Annotated in this window: 11 protein-coding genes and 2 pseudogenes; 8 read left to right on the forward strand and 5 right to left on the reverse strand. The window is 65.5% G+C overall.

Translation table 11 applies throughout. The features are described 5' to 3' along the window. Positions 1-76: 76 nt before the first annotated feature. From GQY20_RS29220 to GQY20_RS29240, 5 genes are all read left to right on the forward strand, one after another. Entirely contained in the window at positions 77-1,060 is a 984-nt protein-coding gene (locus GQY20_RS29220; RefSeq protein ID WP_157220707.1) for an NAD(P)H-dependent flavin oxidoreductase, read from the forward strand. Next, positions 1,057-1,794, forward strand: a complete 738-nt coding sequence (locus tag GQY20_RS29225) for an enoyl-CoA hydratase-related protein (protein WP_157220708.1) — start codon at positions 1,057-1,059, stop codon at positions 1,792-1,794. The genes GQY20_RS29220 and GQY20_RS29225 overlap by 4 nt, the downstream gene beginning before the upstream one ends. Beyond that, positions 1,791-3,392 (forward strand): GMC family oxidoreductase, encoded by a 1,602-nt coding sequence (locus GQY20_RS29230; protein WP_157220709.1) that lies wholly within the window; start codon positions 1,791-1,793, stop codon positions 3,390-3,392. The genes GQY20_RS29225 and GQY20_RS29230 overlap by 4 nt, the downstream gene beginning before the upstream one ends. An 87-nt stretch (positions 3,393-3,479) precedes the next feature. Then, on the forward strand, positions 3,480-4,304 hold the full coding sequence (locus tag GQY20_RS29235) for an IclR family transcriptional regulator domain-containing protein (RefSeq protein WP_198351277.1): 825 nt from the start codon (positions 3,480-3,482) through the stop codon (positions 4,302-4,304). Positions 4,305-4,407: 103 nt separating this feature from the next. Next, a complete protein-coding gene (locus GQY20_RS29240; RefSeq protein ID WP_232476317.1) occupies positions 4,408-5,181 on the forward strand; it encodes an SDR family NAD(P)-dependent oxidoreductase in 774 nt (257 codons plus the stop codon). Positions 5,182-5,358: 177 nt separating this feature from the next. Here GQY20_RS29240 and GQY20_RS29245 read toward each other — a convergent pair whose 3' ends face one another. Beyond that, positions 5,359-6,162: an enoyl-CoA hydratase/isomerase family protein gene (locus GQY20_RS29245; RefSeq protein ID WP_157220711.1), complete on the reverse strand. Its 804-nt coding sequence runs from the start codon at positions 6,160-6,162 to the stop codon at positions 5,359-5,361. 1,001 nt (positions 6,163-7,163) lie between these two features. Here GQY20_RS29245 and GQY20_RS29250 point away from each other — a divergent pair. Then, positions 7,164-7,914 (forward strand): IS5 family transposase gene (locus GQY20_RS29250; RefSeq protein WP_408641151.1). Its coding sequence is split into 2 segments (ribosomal slippage): positions 7,164-7,495 and positions 7,494-7,914, totalling 753 coding nucleotides; the frame shifts between segments, so codons are not numbered across the junction. Positions 7,915-7,984: 70 nt separating this feature from the next. Then, positions 7,985-8,726, forward strand: a pseudogene (locus GQY20_RS29255) (IS5 family transposase). 9 nt (positions 8,727-8,735) lie between these two features. On the opposite strand, the pseudogene GQY20_RS29260 reads toward GQY20_RS29255, so the two are convergent. Beyond that, a pseudogene (locus tag GQY20_RS29260) lies at positions 8,736-9,710 on the reverse strand (acyl-CoA dehydrogenase family protein); the annotation flags it as partial. 229 nt (positions 9,711-9,939) lie between these two features. On the opposite strand from GQY20_RS29260, the gene GQY20_RS29265 reads away from it, so the two are divergent. Beyond that, on the forward strand, positions 9,940-12,564 hold the full coding sequence (locus GQY20_RS29265) for a glycosyl hydrolase 115 family protein (RefSeq protein WP_232476318.1): 2,625 nt from the start codon (positions 9,940-9,942) through the stop codon (positions 12,562-12,564). A gap of 60 nt (positions 12,565-12,624) precedes the next feature. On the opposite strand, the gene GQY20_RS29270 is transcribed toward GQY20_RS29265, so the two are convergent. Genes GQY20_RS29270 through GQY20_RS29280 form a run of 3 tightly spaced genes read right to left on the reverse strand, consistent with a single transcriptional unit; the run spans position 12,625 to position 16,783 of the window. Further along, on the reverse strand, positions 12,625-14,094 hold the full coding sequence (locus GQY20_RS29270) for a mannitol dehydrogenase family protein (protein ID WP_157220713.1): 1,470 nt from the start codon (positions 14,092-14,094) through the stop codon (positions 12,625-12,627). Further along, positions 14,091-15,503, reverse strand: a complete 1,413-nt coding sequence (gene uxaC, locus GQY20_RS29275; protein ID WP_157220714.1) for a glucuronate isomerase — start codon at positions 15,501-15,503, stop codon at positions 14,091-14,093. Before uxaC ends, GQY20_RS29270 begins: the two co-directional genes overlap by 4 nt. Further along, the gene (locus GQY20_RS29280; RefSeq protein WP_157220715.1) at positions 15,500-16,783 is read right to left on the reverse strand and encodes an MFS transporter; all 1,284 of its coding nucleotides are present in this window, start codon (positions 16,781-16,783) and stop codon (positions 15,500-15,502) included. The genes uxaC and GQY20_RS29280 overlap by 4 nt, the downstream gene beginning before the upstream one ends. Positions 16,784-16,788: the final 5 nt, after the last annotated feature.

Below are 16,788 nucleotides of genomic sequence, written 5' to 3' on the forward strand. Positions count from 1 at the left end.
CAAGCCAAAAGTCCGATATGGCAACATAAGAACGATTATCGCACATCCTGATGTGATAGAGAGTTGAGGAAACGACATGGCGCTGGCCCCGGATCTGCGCGCGGCGATGGTGCTGCCGGCGATATGCGCGCCGATGATGATGGTCTCCGGGCCGGAGCTGGTCGGCGCCGCTTGCCGGGCGGGGATCATGGCCGGCCTGCCGCGCCACAATGCACGCAGCGCCCAGGAATTCGGCGGCTGGCTGGACGCGCTCCGCCGATCCTTCGACGACCATCGCGAGACCCATCCTGACGCGCCGGCCGGTCCGCTTGCGGTGAATCTCATCAACGCGCGGCCGCTGGATGAGCTGATCGCCGATCTCGACCTTTGTTTCGCGCACGGCGTGCAGCTGTTCATCACCGCGATGGGCAATCCGACCGATCTCACCCGCGCCATCCATGATCGCGGTGGCACCGTGTTCCACGACGTCACCAGCCTGCGCTTCGCCGAGAGGGCGATCGCGGCAGGGGTCGACGGACTGGTTTGCATCGGCAGCGGCGGAGGCGGCCATTCCGGCACGCTCAACGCGCTTGCCTTCCTGCCGCGCGTGCGCGCGCTGTGGGAAGGCACGATCATCTTCGCCGGCGCCGTGTCGGACGGCGCCGCAATCCGCGCGGCGGAGATATTGGGCGCGGACCTCGTCTATCTCGGCACCCGCTTCATCGCGACCCGAGAAGCCCGCGCCGACGATGCCTATAAGGCGATGCTGGTCGACAGCGGGGTCGGCGATCTCGTCTATACCGACCGGATCAGCGGCGTGCCGGCCAATTGGCTGGCGCCATCGCTGGCCCGTCAGGGACTGGATCCGGCGAACCTGCCCGTCTCGCCCGGCCCGCGCCGTCACGACCATCTTCCCGAGGGCGTACGGCCGTGGCGCGAGCTGTGGAGCGCCGGCCAGGGCATCGAGACGATCCGCGACGTACCGGACGTGGCCGAGTTGGTCACGCGGCTGCGGCGCGACTATGTCGCCGCCTGCGCGACGCCGGATTGGCGCGACCGCGCGACCGGAACGGCGCGATGATCGAAGGAAGCGCCGAGCCGATCGTCGTCGCGGATCGTGGCGCGGTGCGCCTCGTCATCCTCAATCGACCCGAGGCCCGCAATGCGCTGACTCGCCAGATGCGGCGCGATTTCGCGCAGCTGCTGGCCGAGGCGGATGCGGATCCCGCGGTCGCCGCCATCATCCTGACCGGTACCGATCCCGCATTCAGCGGCGGCGTCGACCTACGCGAGCGTGCGGCCGGGCCGCCTCAGCCGCCAGTCGAGCCCAATCCCGGCGTCGTGCTGCGCCGCCTCGTCAAGCCGGCGGTCGCCGCGATCAATGGCGCCTGCGTGTCCGGCGCGCTGGAGATGGTGCTGAGCTGCGGCTTCGCGATCGCATCCGAGCGGGCGTGTTTCGCGGACACCCATGTCCGCGTCGGCCTGTTCCCGCGCTGGGGCCAGGGCGTGCTGTTGACCGAGGCGGTCGGCATTCGCCGCGCACGCCAGATGATGCTCGCCAGCCAGCCGATCGACGCTGCCACCGCGCTCGCCTGGGGCATCGTCAACGAGGTGGTGCCGCATGACGCGCTGCTCAGCCGGGCGATGGACCTGGCAGAGGCGATCGCGGCGACCGCGGCGGCGCATCCCCTCCCCTTCGAGCTGTGCGTCGCCATGCTGCGCGATATGGAAGGCGGACGCGCCGCCGGGGCGGCCGAGATCGAGCGCAGGAAGCTGGCTGCGTTCGACGCGCAGAGAAGACAGGACGGAGCGTGAGCGACTACGATTATGTCATCGTCGGGGCAGGCGCAGCCGGCTGCGTGCTGGCCTACCGCCTTTCCCAGGATCCAGCCAACCGCGTGCTGCTGATCGAGGCGGGCGGCGGGGACGGCCACCCGTTCATCCACATGCCCAAGGGGCTGGGCAAGATCCTGTTCAATCCCCGCTTCCTCTGGCCGTTCATGACCGAGCCCGAGGCAGTCTCCAACGACACCGGCGAATCCTGGGCGCGCGGGCGCGTGCTCGGCGGATCGAGCGCGGTGAACGGCATGGTCTGGGTCCATGGCGAGGCGGCCAATTATGACAGGCTCGCCGAGCTGGCCGGTGCCGATTGGAGCTGGACGCATATCCGTCAGGCCTATTGCGAGCTCGAGGGCCATCAGCTCGGCGACGGGCCGGCGCGGGGCGGCAAGGGGCCGCTGCGCATTTCCCTGTCCGACTATCGCAGCCGCCTGACCGAAGCGATGGTCGCGGCCGGCGTGGCGATGGGGCTGAAGCGCGCAGAAGATGTCAACGATCCCGAAGATGGCGAGCGCGTCGGCTATGCGCCGCGCACCATTTGGCGTGGGCGGCGGCAGAGTGCGGCGACGGCCTTCCTGCGCCCTGCCCGACGTCGGCCGAACCTCACCATCGTGACCGGCGTGACAGTCGATCGCGTCGCAGTGGAGAACGGCCGCACGACCGGCGTCGAGGGCCGCAAGGACGGCGCGGCGGCACGGTATACGGCCGCGAAGGAGGTGCTGCTCTGCGCGGGCACCATCGCATCGCCCGCGATCCTGCAGCGCTCGGGGATCGGGCCGGCGGCGTCTCTCCGGTCGCTCGGCATCCCGGTGGTGCGGGATCTACCCGCGGTCGGCGCCAATCTGCGCGAGCATCGCGGCATCGTGATGCAGTGGAAGGTGGACGATCGGCTTTCACAGAATCGCGACTATCGCGGCGTCGGGCTCGTCCGCAGCGTGCTGCGCTATTTCGCGCAGCATAAGGGCCCGATGGCCGGCGGCGCCTACGACATGGGCGCCTGGTTCAAGACACGGCCGGAACTGCCGATCCCGGACGGGCAATTGCTCATGTCGCCCTATAGCTTCGACTATGGCGCGCCGTCGCTCAGGGTCGAGCCATCGGGCGGCTTCAACATCTGCGTCTACAAGCTGCGCCCGGATTCGCAGGGCTCGATCCTGATCCGCTCGCGTGATCCCGCCGATCCGCCGGTCATCCACGCCCGCTATGCGAGCGACGAGAGCGACCGCGCGAGCATCCCCGTGCTCGTCCGCTACGCGCGGCGTTATGTCGCGCAGGCTCCGCTCAGGGATATGGTGATCGCCGAGACTCGGCCGGGCCCGGAGTTCGAGACCGACGCGCAGATCTTCGAAGCCTATCGCCGCTTCGGCTATGGCAATTATCACGCCTGCGGCACGTGCCGGATGGGATCGGATGAGGATGCGGTAGTCGACGGCGCGCTCAACGTGCGGGGCGTCCAAGGCTTGCGGGTCGTCGACGCGTCCGTCTTCCCCTTCATGCTGGCGGGCAATACCCAGGCGCCGGTCATGGCGATCGCCTGGCGCGCCGCGGACATCGTGCTGCGCGAAAGCCGATGATCGAAGGAGGACGCTCATCGCTATACAAGCCTCCAAGGGCGTGCAATAATCGCACGAATTGGACGATCACCTCAACAGGAAGGGTGAATGGGCACAGCATACGGGGACGGCGCAGCGAAAGCGGAACGGATGGAAACGGGCCCGGGCGAGGGCCGCACGCTGCGCGACGTGGACCGCATGGGCGGTTTCGCGAAGGGGCTCTCGGTCATCGAATCTTTCGGCAAGGGCCGCAACCGGCTGACCATCGCAGAGGTGGCGCGGCTGAGCGGACTCGACCGGGCATCAGCGCGGCGATGCCTGCTCACCCTGGTGGAGGCGGGTTATGCCACCACCGACGATCGCTATTTCGAGCTGACGCCGCGCATCCTGCGGCTCGGCCATTCCTATCTCTCCGCCTCGCTGCCGCGGCTGATCCAGCCTTCGCTCGACCAGCTCTCGAACCGGCTGCGCGAATCCTGCTCGGCCGCCGTGCTGGACGGCAAGGACGTAATCTACATCGCCCGCTCGTCGCAGCATCACATCATGGGCGCGGGCCTGCATGCCGGCAGCCGCCTGCCCGCCTATTGCTCGACGCTCGGCCGCGCGATGCTGGCCGCGTTGCCGCCGGAGCAGGCGCGCGAGATACTGGAAACGAGCGATCGCGCGAAGTTGACCGAAAAGACCCTGACCGACGTCGACGCGCTGATGGCCGAGCTCGCGCGGATTCGCGAAGCGGGCTACGCCTATATCGACCAGGAGCTGGAAATCGGTTCCCGCTCCATCGCCGTGCCGATCCGCAATCTTTCGAACCGCACGGTGGCGGCGGTGAATGTCGGGCTGCACGTCTCGCGCGGCAGCAGCGAGCGTATCCAAGACGAGATATTGCCCGCGCTATTCGATCTCCAGACCTTGCTCGGCGAGATACTGCCCTAGGCTTGCGCCCCGCGCACGGGCTCTGCCCATCGACGGATTCCGTAGCCGGGACGCCGAGGGCGTCGCGGCTGCTTCGCCACGCCCTGAACAGGAGACTCGTGCCGTGAACAACCCCTCCGCCGACCGCCTCGCCGGCCGCGCCGTCATCGTCACCGGCGCCGCCTCCCCGGCCGGCATCGGCTTCGCCGCGGCGCGCCGGCTCGCCGCCGAGGGCACGCGGCTGTGCCTGACCGATATCGATGGCACCGCCGTGGCAGCCCGCGCGGAGGAATTGCGGTCGGAAGGCGCCGACGCGTTCGGCCTGGCGCAGGACGTTCGCGACGAAGCGGGCTGGGACGCGGTGATGGGCCGGACGGTCGGCGCCTATGGCGCGCTCGACGGGCTGGTCAACAATGCCGGGATCGTCGTGCTCGCGCTGGTCGAGCAGCTATCAATCGAGGACTGGCGCCGCCAGATCGACGTGAACCTGACGAGCTGCTTCCTCGGCTGCCGCGCGGCCTTCCGCCATTTCGGCCCACGCGGCGGCGCGATCGTCAATATCTCGTCGATCAGCGGCCTCGTTGGATCCAACCGCACCGCTGCCTATGCCGCGAGCAAGGGCGGCATCAGGCTGATGACCAAATCGTTGGCGATCGAGGGCGGGCCGCGCAACATCCGGGTCAATTCGGTTCATCCCGGCGTCACCGAAACCGACATGCAAACCATCGCGCGCGCCGATGCTACTGGAGATTCCGCAGCCATCGCCGAGGCCATCCCGCTGCGCCGGACGACCGGGCCGGACGCCATCGCGGCCGCCATCGCCTTCCTGCTTTCGAGCGACGGGGACTATGTCACGGGCACGGAGCTGGTGATCGATGGCGGGCTGACGGCACAGTGAGACGAAACTCTTTCCCACTTGTCGGAGAGGTGCAAACAGCTCCGGGGGCCGTTTGAAGGTGAGAGCCTTATTTTTCGGCGTGAAGAAAAAAGAAGACCCTCATCCAACCTTCTCCCGCGGAGGGCTTGAGAAGAAGAAGAAGAAGAAGAAGAAGAAGAAGAAGAGAGAAAAAAACGATTATCGCCCCCTGAACTCGGGCCTGCGCTTCTCGAGGAACGCCCGCGCGCCTTCCTTGTGATCTTCTGTGAAGAGAGAGAGCTGGTCGTAGGCGAGCGACGTCTCGAAGGCCCCGCCGGTCATCTGCTTCAGCATCAGGTTCACCGCCATCTTGGTATAGGAGATGGCGAGCGGCGCGCCGGCTGAGAGCTTGCGGGCAAGCGTGTCGACAAAGTCGTCTAGCTCCACATCAGGCAGGCAATAATTGATCAGACCGATCGCCTCGGCGCGCTGCGCGTCGATTGGATCGCCGATCATCAGATATTCCTTGGCGCGATGGAAGCCGATCAGCAATGGCCATAGCGCGGCACCGCCATCCCCTGCGGCGATACCCATCTTCACATGGGAATCGCAGAAGCGCGCATGCTCCGCCGCCACGACGATGTCGGCCGCCATGGCGATGTTCACGCCCACGCCGTAGGCAGGCCCGCGCACCTTTGCGATGATCGGCTTCTCGCAATCGAGCATGTTCCAGAACAGCCGGCGCGCGCTGCGCGTCGGCGGGCGACCCGGGCGGCCTTCCTGATTATCGGCATCCTGCACGCTGAGATCGGTGCCGGCGCAGAAGGCATCGCCCTCTCCGGTGAGGATCACGACCCGGATATCGTCATCTGCATCGACATCGTCCCAGATCCGCTCGATCTCCTTGTGCATAGGACGGGAGACGGCATTCTTCCTGCGTGGATTGTTGAGCGTCAGCGTTGCGATGCCATCCGCTTTCGTGACCTTGATCCATTGATAGCGGTCGGGATCGATTGCCGGCATTGTACCCTCCTTAAAGTTCGATTTTCGTACATTTGAGCGATTGATAAATCGAATAGCGCAGTGGGTGGCACAATCAAGCCTTTAGACACACTGCATCGTGGGGTGCCGATGTGGAAGCGAGGCGCAGATAGCGCTCGATACCATCGTCGATCTTCCCGATGCGCTCGCCGACCTCGGCTTCCCGCGCTCGACTGACCTGCGAACCGATACAACCCACGACCAGCCCCAGGGAAAATAGCTCAACCCGTAATAGCCATAGACCTGCTCGCCATAGCCGCGATCGAACGCCGGCTCGTCATTGCTGTGATGCGGCACGCTGTCGAGCATCTCCTTGTCGAAATCGACGACATAGCCGCCCTACGCATTGCCTCGCCAGAAAAGCTCCTTTGTTTGATTGGGGTGCCCCATCAGAGATGTTCCCGATCGCGGGTGATCGGGGATTGCAGGGATGAGGAAGGTGAGCATGGCGACGCGCGAGGAATTTGGTTGCAGCGATCCGCAATCTCTATGCGGGAGCCACGTCCAGCGAAGGCGCCGATTCTGGACGAGTTTGTAGCGGTAACGGGCTTTCACGGGAAACACGCAATGCCGCATACACGGCGAAACCCACTGAAAGACGGCCCACGAGATTGATCGCGACCATCCTTGCCGCGCTTCCCGCCGCCACTCCATCCATCTACCCCGAGATCGTCACCGATTGCCGTGTAGGCGATGGTGACACAACCCGCTGCGGGCGTGAGCGTATCCGCCTTCATGGGATCGACGCGCCCGAGCTGCCCAGCCATTGCCGCTGAGGCCGCGACTGCGCGTCGGGGGATCCCTTCGCCTCCATGCAGCGCCTGCGCTCGCCGATGGCGCCGACGATGCGAATCAAGCGGATCGTGCAGGACCGCTATGGCCGTACGAAGGGGGATCTAGGCCGGATCGACATTCAGGGTTCCCAAGCGTGCTGATGGCTGATTCATAGGGCTCTGTGATGGATCACGGAGCAGCTGATGGCGATCAAGCGATACGAGTTGAGCGATGCGCAGTGGGCGAAGATTGCGCCGTTGCTTCCTGGCAAGGCTGGTGATCCTGGTCGCACGGGATCAGATAACCGATTGTTTGTGAACGGATGTTTGTGGGTTCTGCGATCTGGCGCGCACTGGTGCGACCTGCCTGAGCGCTACGGCCGATGGAAGACAGTGCACCGGCGCTTCAGTCGCTGGTGTAATGCCGGTGTATGGGAGCGGGTATTCGATGCGCTCGCGACGGACCGCGACAACCAGTATCTGATGATCGACAGCACTATCGTTCGTGCCCACCAGCAGGCGGCGACCGGAAAAGGGGGCGCAGGACCAGGCGCTGGGGCGTTCCCGAGGAGGACTGACGACCAAGATCCATATGCTGGCTGATGCGTTGGGTCGACCATTGCGATTTCGCATCACCGCCGGACAGGCCCATGACATCACTGCCGCTTCCGACCTCCTGGAAGATCAGCAAACGGAGGCCGTGCTCGCCGACAAAGCCTATGACAGCAATGCTTTACGCGACAAGATTGCCCAGATGGAGGCGCAGGCGGTGATCCCGTCCAAGCGCAATCGCAAGCTCCTCATCCCGCACGACACAGAACTCTACAAACAGCGCAATCGGATCGAGCGATGCTTTGGCCGCCTCAAACATTTCCGACGCTTCGCAACACGCTACGATCGCCGATCCATCCACTTCCTCGGCTTCATTCACCTCGCCGCCGCCATAATCTGGTTACGCTGAATGTCGATCCGGCCTAGTTTTGGGGGCTGCTTTGGGCGAGCGGATCGGGGTCTCAGACGAAGAATGGGGAGTGATCGGGCCGCTGTTGCCCCCTGAGCAAGGTCGTGGATGCCGCCCGGCTCAGGATAACCGCCGCTATTTTGAAGGCATGATATGCATCGCGCGGACCGGTGGGCAGTGGCGGCACCTGCCGGACGAGTATGGCAATTGGAACAGCGTGTTCCGACGCTATCGACGATGGGTCACGACCGGCGTGTTCGATGCCATGCTCGAGACGCTGACCGAATTGGCGGGGCGCGACACGGCAGCCGACATGATCGACAGCACAGTGGTCCGGGCACATCATTGTGTCGTCGGCATAAAAGGGGACTCAGCAAACCGAGGCGCTTGGCCGATCGCGAGGCGGCTTCACCAAGCTCCACGCAAGGTGCGACGCCAGAGGCCTCCCGCTCGGCTTCGTGCTGACACCCGGGCAGGCACACGACGTGCAGGGCTTCGCACCGCTGTTCCGCATGATAACCGACCGGATCGAAGCCTTCCTGGCCGATCGAGGCTACGATGCCGATACGATACGCGAGGAGATCGAGGCGGCCGGTGTCGAAGCGGTGATCCCCGCCAAGGTCAACCGGCGCAATCCTGCCCCGCACGACCGTGCCAAATACAAATGGCGCAACCTGATCGAGCGCATGTTCAACAAACTCAAGAACTGGCGGCGCATCGCGACCCGCTACGACAAAATCAGGGAATCTTATCTCGGTTTCGTCGCTCTCGCCCCAGTCAAACTCTGGATACCCTTTGTCCACGAAACCTAGATCCGCCGCCTTGTTCGCGTTCTCGGAAGCGAGAAGCTTCAGCATATTCGCTTCCAAGCCGATATTCTCGCCTTTCGACTGTTTGTCGGCGCAGAAATGGAGCATCAACTCGGTCGTTTTCTGCATGGTCGCGATATTGGCGACATAATGCTGGAGGCTTTGAAAGCGGCCGATGATGCCGCCGAACGCCTGGTGCTGCTTCATATAGTCAACCGCATCTTCCAGCACGCCGTCGATGACGCCGAGGCAGAACGCGCCGACCATGATGCGCTCGTTGTTGAGCGTCGGCAGCAGCATGTACCAGGCCTTGTGCGGCTCGCCGAGGACGAGGTCGTCTGGCACGAAAACATCTTCGAAATGGACCGAGCAGCTGCCCATTGAGCACATGCCGAGCTTCGAGAGCGGCGTGATCTTCACCCCCTCGCTCTTGGTCGGCACCCAGAACAGGGTCAGCCCCTGATGCTTCTTCTCCGCGTTCTTGTCGCTGCGGGTGATTACGAGGAGATAGTCCGCGACATGCACCGACGAACTCCAGATTTTCTCGCCGTTGAGAATCCAGCCGCCATCCCCGCGCTCGGCGGTGGTAGCCATCGCGCCGAGCAGGTCGGTGCCGCCCGCAGGTTCGGTAAAGGCGATCGCCGCCTTGAGTTGCCCCGTTGCGATCAGCGGCAGGAACTGCTTCTTCTGCGCGTCGGTGCCATAGAGGCCGATCGACTTCGAGCCTGCAAATGAGGTTATCCCCCAGATCCAGGCGAGTCCGCCGAGCGTCCGCGCGAGCTCGCGCGCCAGCAGCATCTGCATGACGCCCTCCGCCGCGCCTCTCCAAAGATAGGGTTGCACGCAGCCAGGGATGACGATGGGCCCGTGCCCCATGGCAACGTGCTCGCTGCAGGCGTGCAGCGCAGATCGGTCGACCCGTCCTTCGAGCGGCGGCCAGAGTCGTGCTGTACCGCTAGCGCAGGCGGACGATGGAGACGGCGACATCGCCTCGCTGTCCAAGTGCCGATCTCACCCCGGCAACCACGTGGCTGCGCACCATGTCTCGTCAGCACGAAATCGCCCCCCCAATTCGCCTCTCGAGACCTTTCTCGCCGAACCACCTCGATCCGTGACATCGGCCAGGGCTTTCAATCTTCTGCGGACTGATCGGACTTGCCAAGCTCCCCGACTTCCATCATCTGGTAACGCTATCATAATTGAAAGGGCGAGGATGATGAAAGCGACGACCACCCTGCTTTCGCGTCGACGACTGCTTGCAGGAGCCGCGACTGCCGGCATCTTGGCCGCGTTGTCGACGAGTAGCCCGATCTTGGCTGCGGTCGCTTCCCGCAACCGCGCGTTTCCACTCATCGCCAACGGCTTGCCAGCCACCCTCGTGGTCGAACAAAGTGCGGATTCCGCGGTCCATTTCGCGGCCAAATGCCTCGCCGACGATATCAAACGCACATCCGGACGATCGCCGCAGGTTCGCATCGATATGGTGGCGACGGACGGTCCGGTCGTGCTGATCGGCGTCCTGGGGCAAAGCCCGGCAATCGATGCGCTGGTGGCGGGGCGCAGGATCGACGTGTCGCGCATCAGGGGCCAGTGGGAAGCTTATCTTCGCCTGGTGATCGACAAGCCGTTCCCGGGCGTGGAGGAAGCACTCGTCATCATGGGCGCCGACCGTCGCGGCGCCGCGTTCGCGGTCTATGACCTGTGCGAGCAGGTCGGCGTGTCAGCCTGGCACTGGTTCGCCGACGTCCCGGTCCAGCGTCGGAACAACGTTTACATCCCGCGAGAGCCCTGGGTCGACCAGCCGAAGGTTCGATATCGCGGCTTCTTCATCAACGACGAGAACCCGTGCTTCAGCGGTTGGGCGCAGAAGAAGTTCGGCGGCATCAATTCGGCGATGTACGCCCATGTGTTCGAACTGCTGCTGCGTATGAAGGGCAACTACCTCTGGCCGGCGATGTGGGCGCCCAAGGCGTTCGCCGCCGACGATCCCGAAAACATGATCGTCGCGGATGCGATGGGTGTGGTGATGGGCAATTCCCATCATGAGCCGATGCTGCGCGCGCAGGACGAGTGGCACCGCCATACGGAGCAGGGCATTACCGGCGGCCCGTGGAACTATGTCACCAACGGCGAGAACCTGCGCGCCTTCTGGCGGGGCGGCATCGAAAGGATGGTCTCCAAGGGCAAGGGACAGGTCTACGAATCACTGGTCACGGTGGGCATGCGCGGCGACGGCGACGAAGCCATGGTCGAGGGCACGGCGACCGAACTGCTCGAGCGGATCGTCGCCGACCAGCGCAAGATCATCGCGGAGGTCACGAAGAAGCCGGCCAGCGAAACGCCGCAGCTCTGGGCGCTCTACAAGGAGGTCCAGGACTATTACGACCGCGGAATGAAGGCGCCCGACGACGTCACGCTGCTGTTCGCAGACGACAATTGGGGGCAGATCCGCCGGCTGCCGCCGCTGGGTGCGCCGCCCCGCCAGGGCGGTTACGGCGTCTATTATCATTTCGACTATGTCGGGGTACCGCGCAACTACAAGTGGCTGAACACCAACCAGATCGAGAAGGTTTGGCAACAGATGGACCTGGCCTATCGACGCGGCGCCAGACAGATATGGATCGCCAATGTCGGCGACATCAAGCCGATGGAATTCCCGCTGGGCTTCTTCCTGTCGATGGCATGGAATCCGGAGGCGATGACCGCCGAGGCGCTGCGAGCCTATCCGCAGGCCTGGGCGCGAGCGAGCTTTGGTGCCGCCCTGGCCGCCGAGATCGGTGACATCATCACGACCTACAGCAAGCTGGCGGCGCGGCGTAAGCCAGAACTGATCGATCAGGACAGCTTCCCCCTGGGCAAGGTGACCGCGGACGCCCTGGACGGCGGCGAGTTCGGGCAGATGGTCGACGAGTGGAACGCGCTGGAAACCCGCATGCTGGCGGTGCGCGGCAAGCTGCCGCCGGAGCAGGCGGACGCCTATTACCAGTTGCTCGAATTTCCGGTGTCGGCGATGGCGAACCTCTATCGCCTTTATTACTGCACCGCCTGGAATCGCAAACTCGCCGCGTCGAACGACGCGCGCGCCAATTATTTCGCCACCGAGGCCGAGGCCGCCTATGCGCGGGATGGCGCCCTGACCGAACGCTATCACACGATCAACGGCGGCAAGTGGGACGGCATGATGAACCAGGTTCACATGAACTACGTCATCTGGAACGATCCCACGCAACAGACGATGCCGAGCATCATCCGCGTCGGCGGCGATACGCCCGACGGCAAGCGGCGGCGCCAGCCGACCTTCGTGCCCGCTCCGGCCCGTCACCCCGGAATCGTCGCGCGCGAGGCGGGAACGTTCGATCGCGCCCATCATGGTCCCGGCCTGCGATGGACGAGCATCCCCAATCTCGGCCGCACTGCGGGCGGCGTGCTCGCGCTGCCCCAGGGCCAGGCCGCGACCAGCGAGCGGGACGGCGTGCGTCTCGAATATGACATGGTGGTGGACAGGCCCGGCGCCGCGACACTCACGCTGTTCCTCACGCCGACCCTCGACACGCTCGGGCATGGCGGGTTGCGTATCGGCGTTTCCGTCGACGACAGGCCCCTCCAGCCGCTCACGGTGCGCCTCGAGGCGACGGGCGGCACGCAGGATACACCGGGCAAGCAGGCCTGGGCGGATGCCGTGCGCGACAATATCGTGCGGCTGTCGGCGGAACTCGGCCCCCTGACCGCCGGCAGGCATGTCGTGAAGATCTGGCGGCTCGACGACAATGTCGTGCTCCAGAAGGTCGTTCTGGCGACCGTGCCCCTGCCGCCGTCCTATCTCGGGCCGGTCGCCGCCTAGAACAGGGTCAGCGTGGGCGAAGGAGCCGGTCCCACCCCAGGGGACCGGCAGCGCCCGTCGTCAGCGCCGCGCCAGGCAACGCAGCGCGGCGCGGGCGCCCTCGGTTTCCAGCAGGTCAAGCCAGCGCCGCAGCGCATCGCGAAACACCGCATCGTCCCGCAGCGCGCGCGGCACCACTAGGTCGGACCCGACGATAGCCTCCACCCGCTCCGCCGCGTTCGTCGCAGGCGCAAGCAGGGCGGCGATCGACGGGCCGAGCGGGTCATCGATCATATGGGCACGGCCCTGATCATCGCGCCCCGCCTGCCAGCGGATCCAGCCGGCGACGGCCAGCGACAAGGCCCCTACGCCCTGGCCCGCGGCGCGCCGTGCTGCGATCGGCGCCAGCAGGCGCTGCGGCAGCTTCTGCGAGCCGTCCATCGCGATCTGGCGCGTGCGGTGCTGCAAGGTCGGATTGCCGAACCGGGCCATCAGGTCGCGGCGATAGGCGGCGACGTCCAGCTCGGGCGGCGGCGACAGCGTCGTCTCGCTCTCGTCCCACAGCGCCTCGACGAAGGCGCGCGCCTCTGGAACGCCAAGCACCTCATGCACATGGTCGATGCCCGCCAGACCGCCGAGATAAGCGATGCCGCTATGCGCGCCGTTGAGGAGGCGCAGCTTCGCCTCCTCCCATGGCGCGACATTGGTGGTCAGTTGCACGCCCGGCCCGAAGTCCGGCCGGGGACCGCAGAAATCATCCTCGATCACCCATTGCAGGAACGGCTCGGTCTTGACCATCGCGCGATCCTCGACGCCGATCCGCGCGGCAAGCGCGGCGATGTCGCCATCGATCGTGGCGGGGACGATGCGGTCGACCATCGTCTGTGGGAATGCGCCCCGGGCAGCGATCCACTCGGCGAGGGCCGGGTCGTGGCGCCGCGCCAGGCCGAGCACCGCATCGCGCAGGCGCGCGCCGTTGTGCGGCAGATTGTCGCAGGAAATGGCGGTGAAGGGCGAAAGGCCGGCGGCGCGGCGCATGGCCAGCGCGGCGACCAGGTAGCCCGGCGCAGTCTGCGGCGCATCGAGGCTGGCAAGGTCCGTCGCCAGTTGCGGGTCGTCATCGAGCAGCGCGCCGGTCGCCGGGTCGAGCTTGTAGCCCTTCTCGGTGACGGTGAGCGTGACGATATGGGTATCGGGGCGCGCAAGGGCTGCGAGCAGGTCTCGCGGCGCTTCGGGGGCGACGATCACATCCTGGACGGCGCCGACGATCCTTGCCTGCTCCGCGCTCCCGTCCCGCACGACCAGCGTGTAGAGCCCGTCCTGCGGCGCCATCTGATCGCGCACGGCAGGCGATCGCAGCGAAGCGGCGATGATCCCCCAGCGCAGGTCGCCGCGGTTCATGACATCGTCGAAGAACACCGCCTGATGCGCGCGATGGAAGGCGCCGATGCCCAGATGGACGACGCCGCGCTTTACGGTGGCCCGGTCATAGGCAGGACGCAGGACGTCGTCGGACAATCGGTCGAGCGTGGCGGAGGACAGGCGGTTCAAAGCTTATAGGCCGCCTTGACGAGATCATAGGCCAGCGCCCGCGCCAGTTCGAACGCTTCGTCTTCCTCGAGCCGATGCTCGGCGACGAGTTGCGCCAGCCAGGCGCAGTCCATGCGCCGCGCGACATCGTGCCGCGCCGGGATCGACAGGAAGGCGCGGGTGTCATCGTTGAAGCCGACGGTGTTGTAGAAGCCGCCGGTCTCTGTGACCCGCTCGCGGAACCGGCGCATGCCTTCGGGGCTATCGTGGAACCACCAGGGCGGCCCCAGCTTGAGGGCCGGATAATGGCCCGCCAGCGGCGCCAGCTCACGCGAATAGACATCCTCGTCCAGCGTGAAGAGGATCAGGGTCAGGCGCAGGTCGTTGCCGAAGCGGTCGAGCAAGGGCTTCAGCGCGCGGACGAATTCGCCGGGAAGCGGAATGTCGCCGCCCTTGTCCCGTCCGAAACGGGCAAGCACGGCGGCATTGTGACTGCGATAAACGCCGGGATGCAATTGCATCACCATACCGTCCTCGGTCGACATCCGCGCCATTTCGGTGAGCATATGGCCGCGGAACAGCTCCGCTTCTGCCGGCGCCACCGGGCCCGCCATTACCCTCGCGTAGAGCGCTTCAATCTCCGCCCGCGGCAGGTCGGCGGTGAACGCGCTGGGATGGCCGTGGTCGGTCGACGTCGCCCCCGCTTCACGAAAATCGGCGCGGCGCTTCGCATGGGCGCGCAGATACCCCGCGAAACTGTCCGCATCCTCGCCCGCCATCGCACAGAAGGCGCGGACGTTCTCGACGAAGCCCGGCGTCTCCGGATCCATCACCGGATCGGGACGATAGGCGGTGACCACCCTGCCCTTCCAGCCGCTCGCGCGGATGGCGCGATGATGGTCGAGCGGATCGAGCGGGCCCTCGGTGGTCGCGATCAGTTCGATATTATAGCGTTCGAACAGCGCGCGCGGGCGAAAGGCGGGCGTCTTCAGCGCCGCATCGATGACGTCGTAATAATGATCGGCGGTTCCCGCCTCGAGCCGGACGTCGATCCCGAACCCCTCGGCGAAAACCCAGTCGAGCCACATCCGCGAGGGCGTACCCCGGAACAGATGATAGCGTTCGGCGAAGCGCTGCCAGATTGCGCGCGGATTGGGTTCAACCGCGCTGCCGTCGACGGTGGGAACGCCGAGCTGGTCCAGCGTCACGCCCTGGCTCATCAGCATCCGGAAGACATAGTGATCGGGGACGATCAGCAGCTCCGCCGGGTTGGCGAAGGGCTCGTCATAGGCGAACCAGCGCGGATCGGTATGCCCGTGCGGGCTGACGATCGGCAGGTCCTTGACGGTCGCATGGAGAGCCCGCGCAACATCGCGCATGCGCGGATCTGCGGGAAAGAGCCGGTCGGGATGGAGTGTCAGCGGCTTCATGCGGCGTCCCTCGCCAGACCTTCGGTTGAGACCGGCGCATAGGTCGGATTGATGAAATGATAGACCGCGAGCGCCAGCAGATAGGCGATGCCGCAGAAGGCGAAGATCGGCGTGTAGCTGCCCACGCTGTCGAGGACATAACCGGCATATTTGGCCATCAACATGCCGCCCGCCGCGCCGGCGAAGCCGCCAAGACCGATGATCGACCCTTGCGCCCAGCGCGGAAACAGGTCGGCGGGCATGGCGTAGATGTTGGACGAGAAGCCCTGGTGCCCCGCGCAGGCGAGGCCGATGAGCAGCACGGCGATCCAGAGGCCGGGCGCCTGCTGGGCGAAGGCGACCGGCACCGCCAGAAATGCGCAGCCTAGCATGGCGAGCTTGCGCGAACGATTGGCGGAATAGCCTTTGCCGAGCATGCGCGAGGAAGCATAGCCGCCCGCGATCGAGCCGATGTCGGCCAGCAGATAGACCGCGATCAGCGGCGGTCCGAAGCCCTTGAGGTCGACGCCATAGCGGCGCGAGAAGAAATCCGGCAGCCAGAAGAGGAACATCCACCAGACCGGATCGATGAGGAAGCGGCCGATGATATAGGCCCAGGTCTGTTTAAGCTGGAACAGCGCGCGATAGGGGATCGGCTTCTGCTCGATCGGCGAATCGCTCTCGATATAGGCGACTTCCTCGACCGTGGTCATCGCATGCTCGCGCGGGCGCCGGTAGAAGGCGAGCCAGGCGACGAGCCAGATGATGTTGACTGCGCCCGTGATCCAGAAGGCGGCGCGCCAGCCCATCGCGAGCGCGATCGCCGGGACGACCAGCGGCGTCACCAGCGCGCCGATATTGCCCCCCGCGTTGAAGATGCCGATGGCCAGCGCCCGCTCGCGCTTCGGAAACCATTCGGCGGCCGCCGCGATCGCGGCGGGAAAGGTGCCGCTCTCGCCCAGCGCCAACGGCAACCGCGCGATCGCGAAGCCCATGGTGGACGTGACCAGCGTCTGCGCGAAATGGCCGAGCGTCCAGATGCCGACCGCCACCGCATAGCCGATCTTCGCGCCGACCTTGTCGATGAACCGCCCGAACAGCAGGTAACCGACGCCATAAGCTGCCTGGAACCAGAAGGCGATGTCGGCATAGCCCGGCTCCGTCCAGCCAAATTCAGCCTGCAGCGAGGGCTTGAGCACGGACAGCACGAGGCGGTCGACATAGCTTAGCACCACTGCCGCGAAGATCAGCGCGCAGACGATCCAGCGGATTCTGCCACGCGGTCGAGAAGCATCGGCCACCACGG

It is taken from the genome of Flavisphingomonas formosensis (genome assembly GCF_009755815.1).
Classification (GTDB): Bacteria; Pseudomonadota; Alphaproteobacteria; order Sphingomonadales; family Sphingomonadaceae; genus Flavisphingomonas; species Flavisphingomonas formosensis.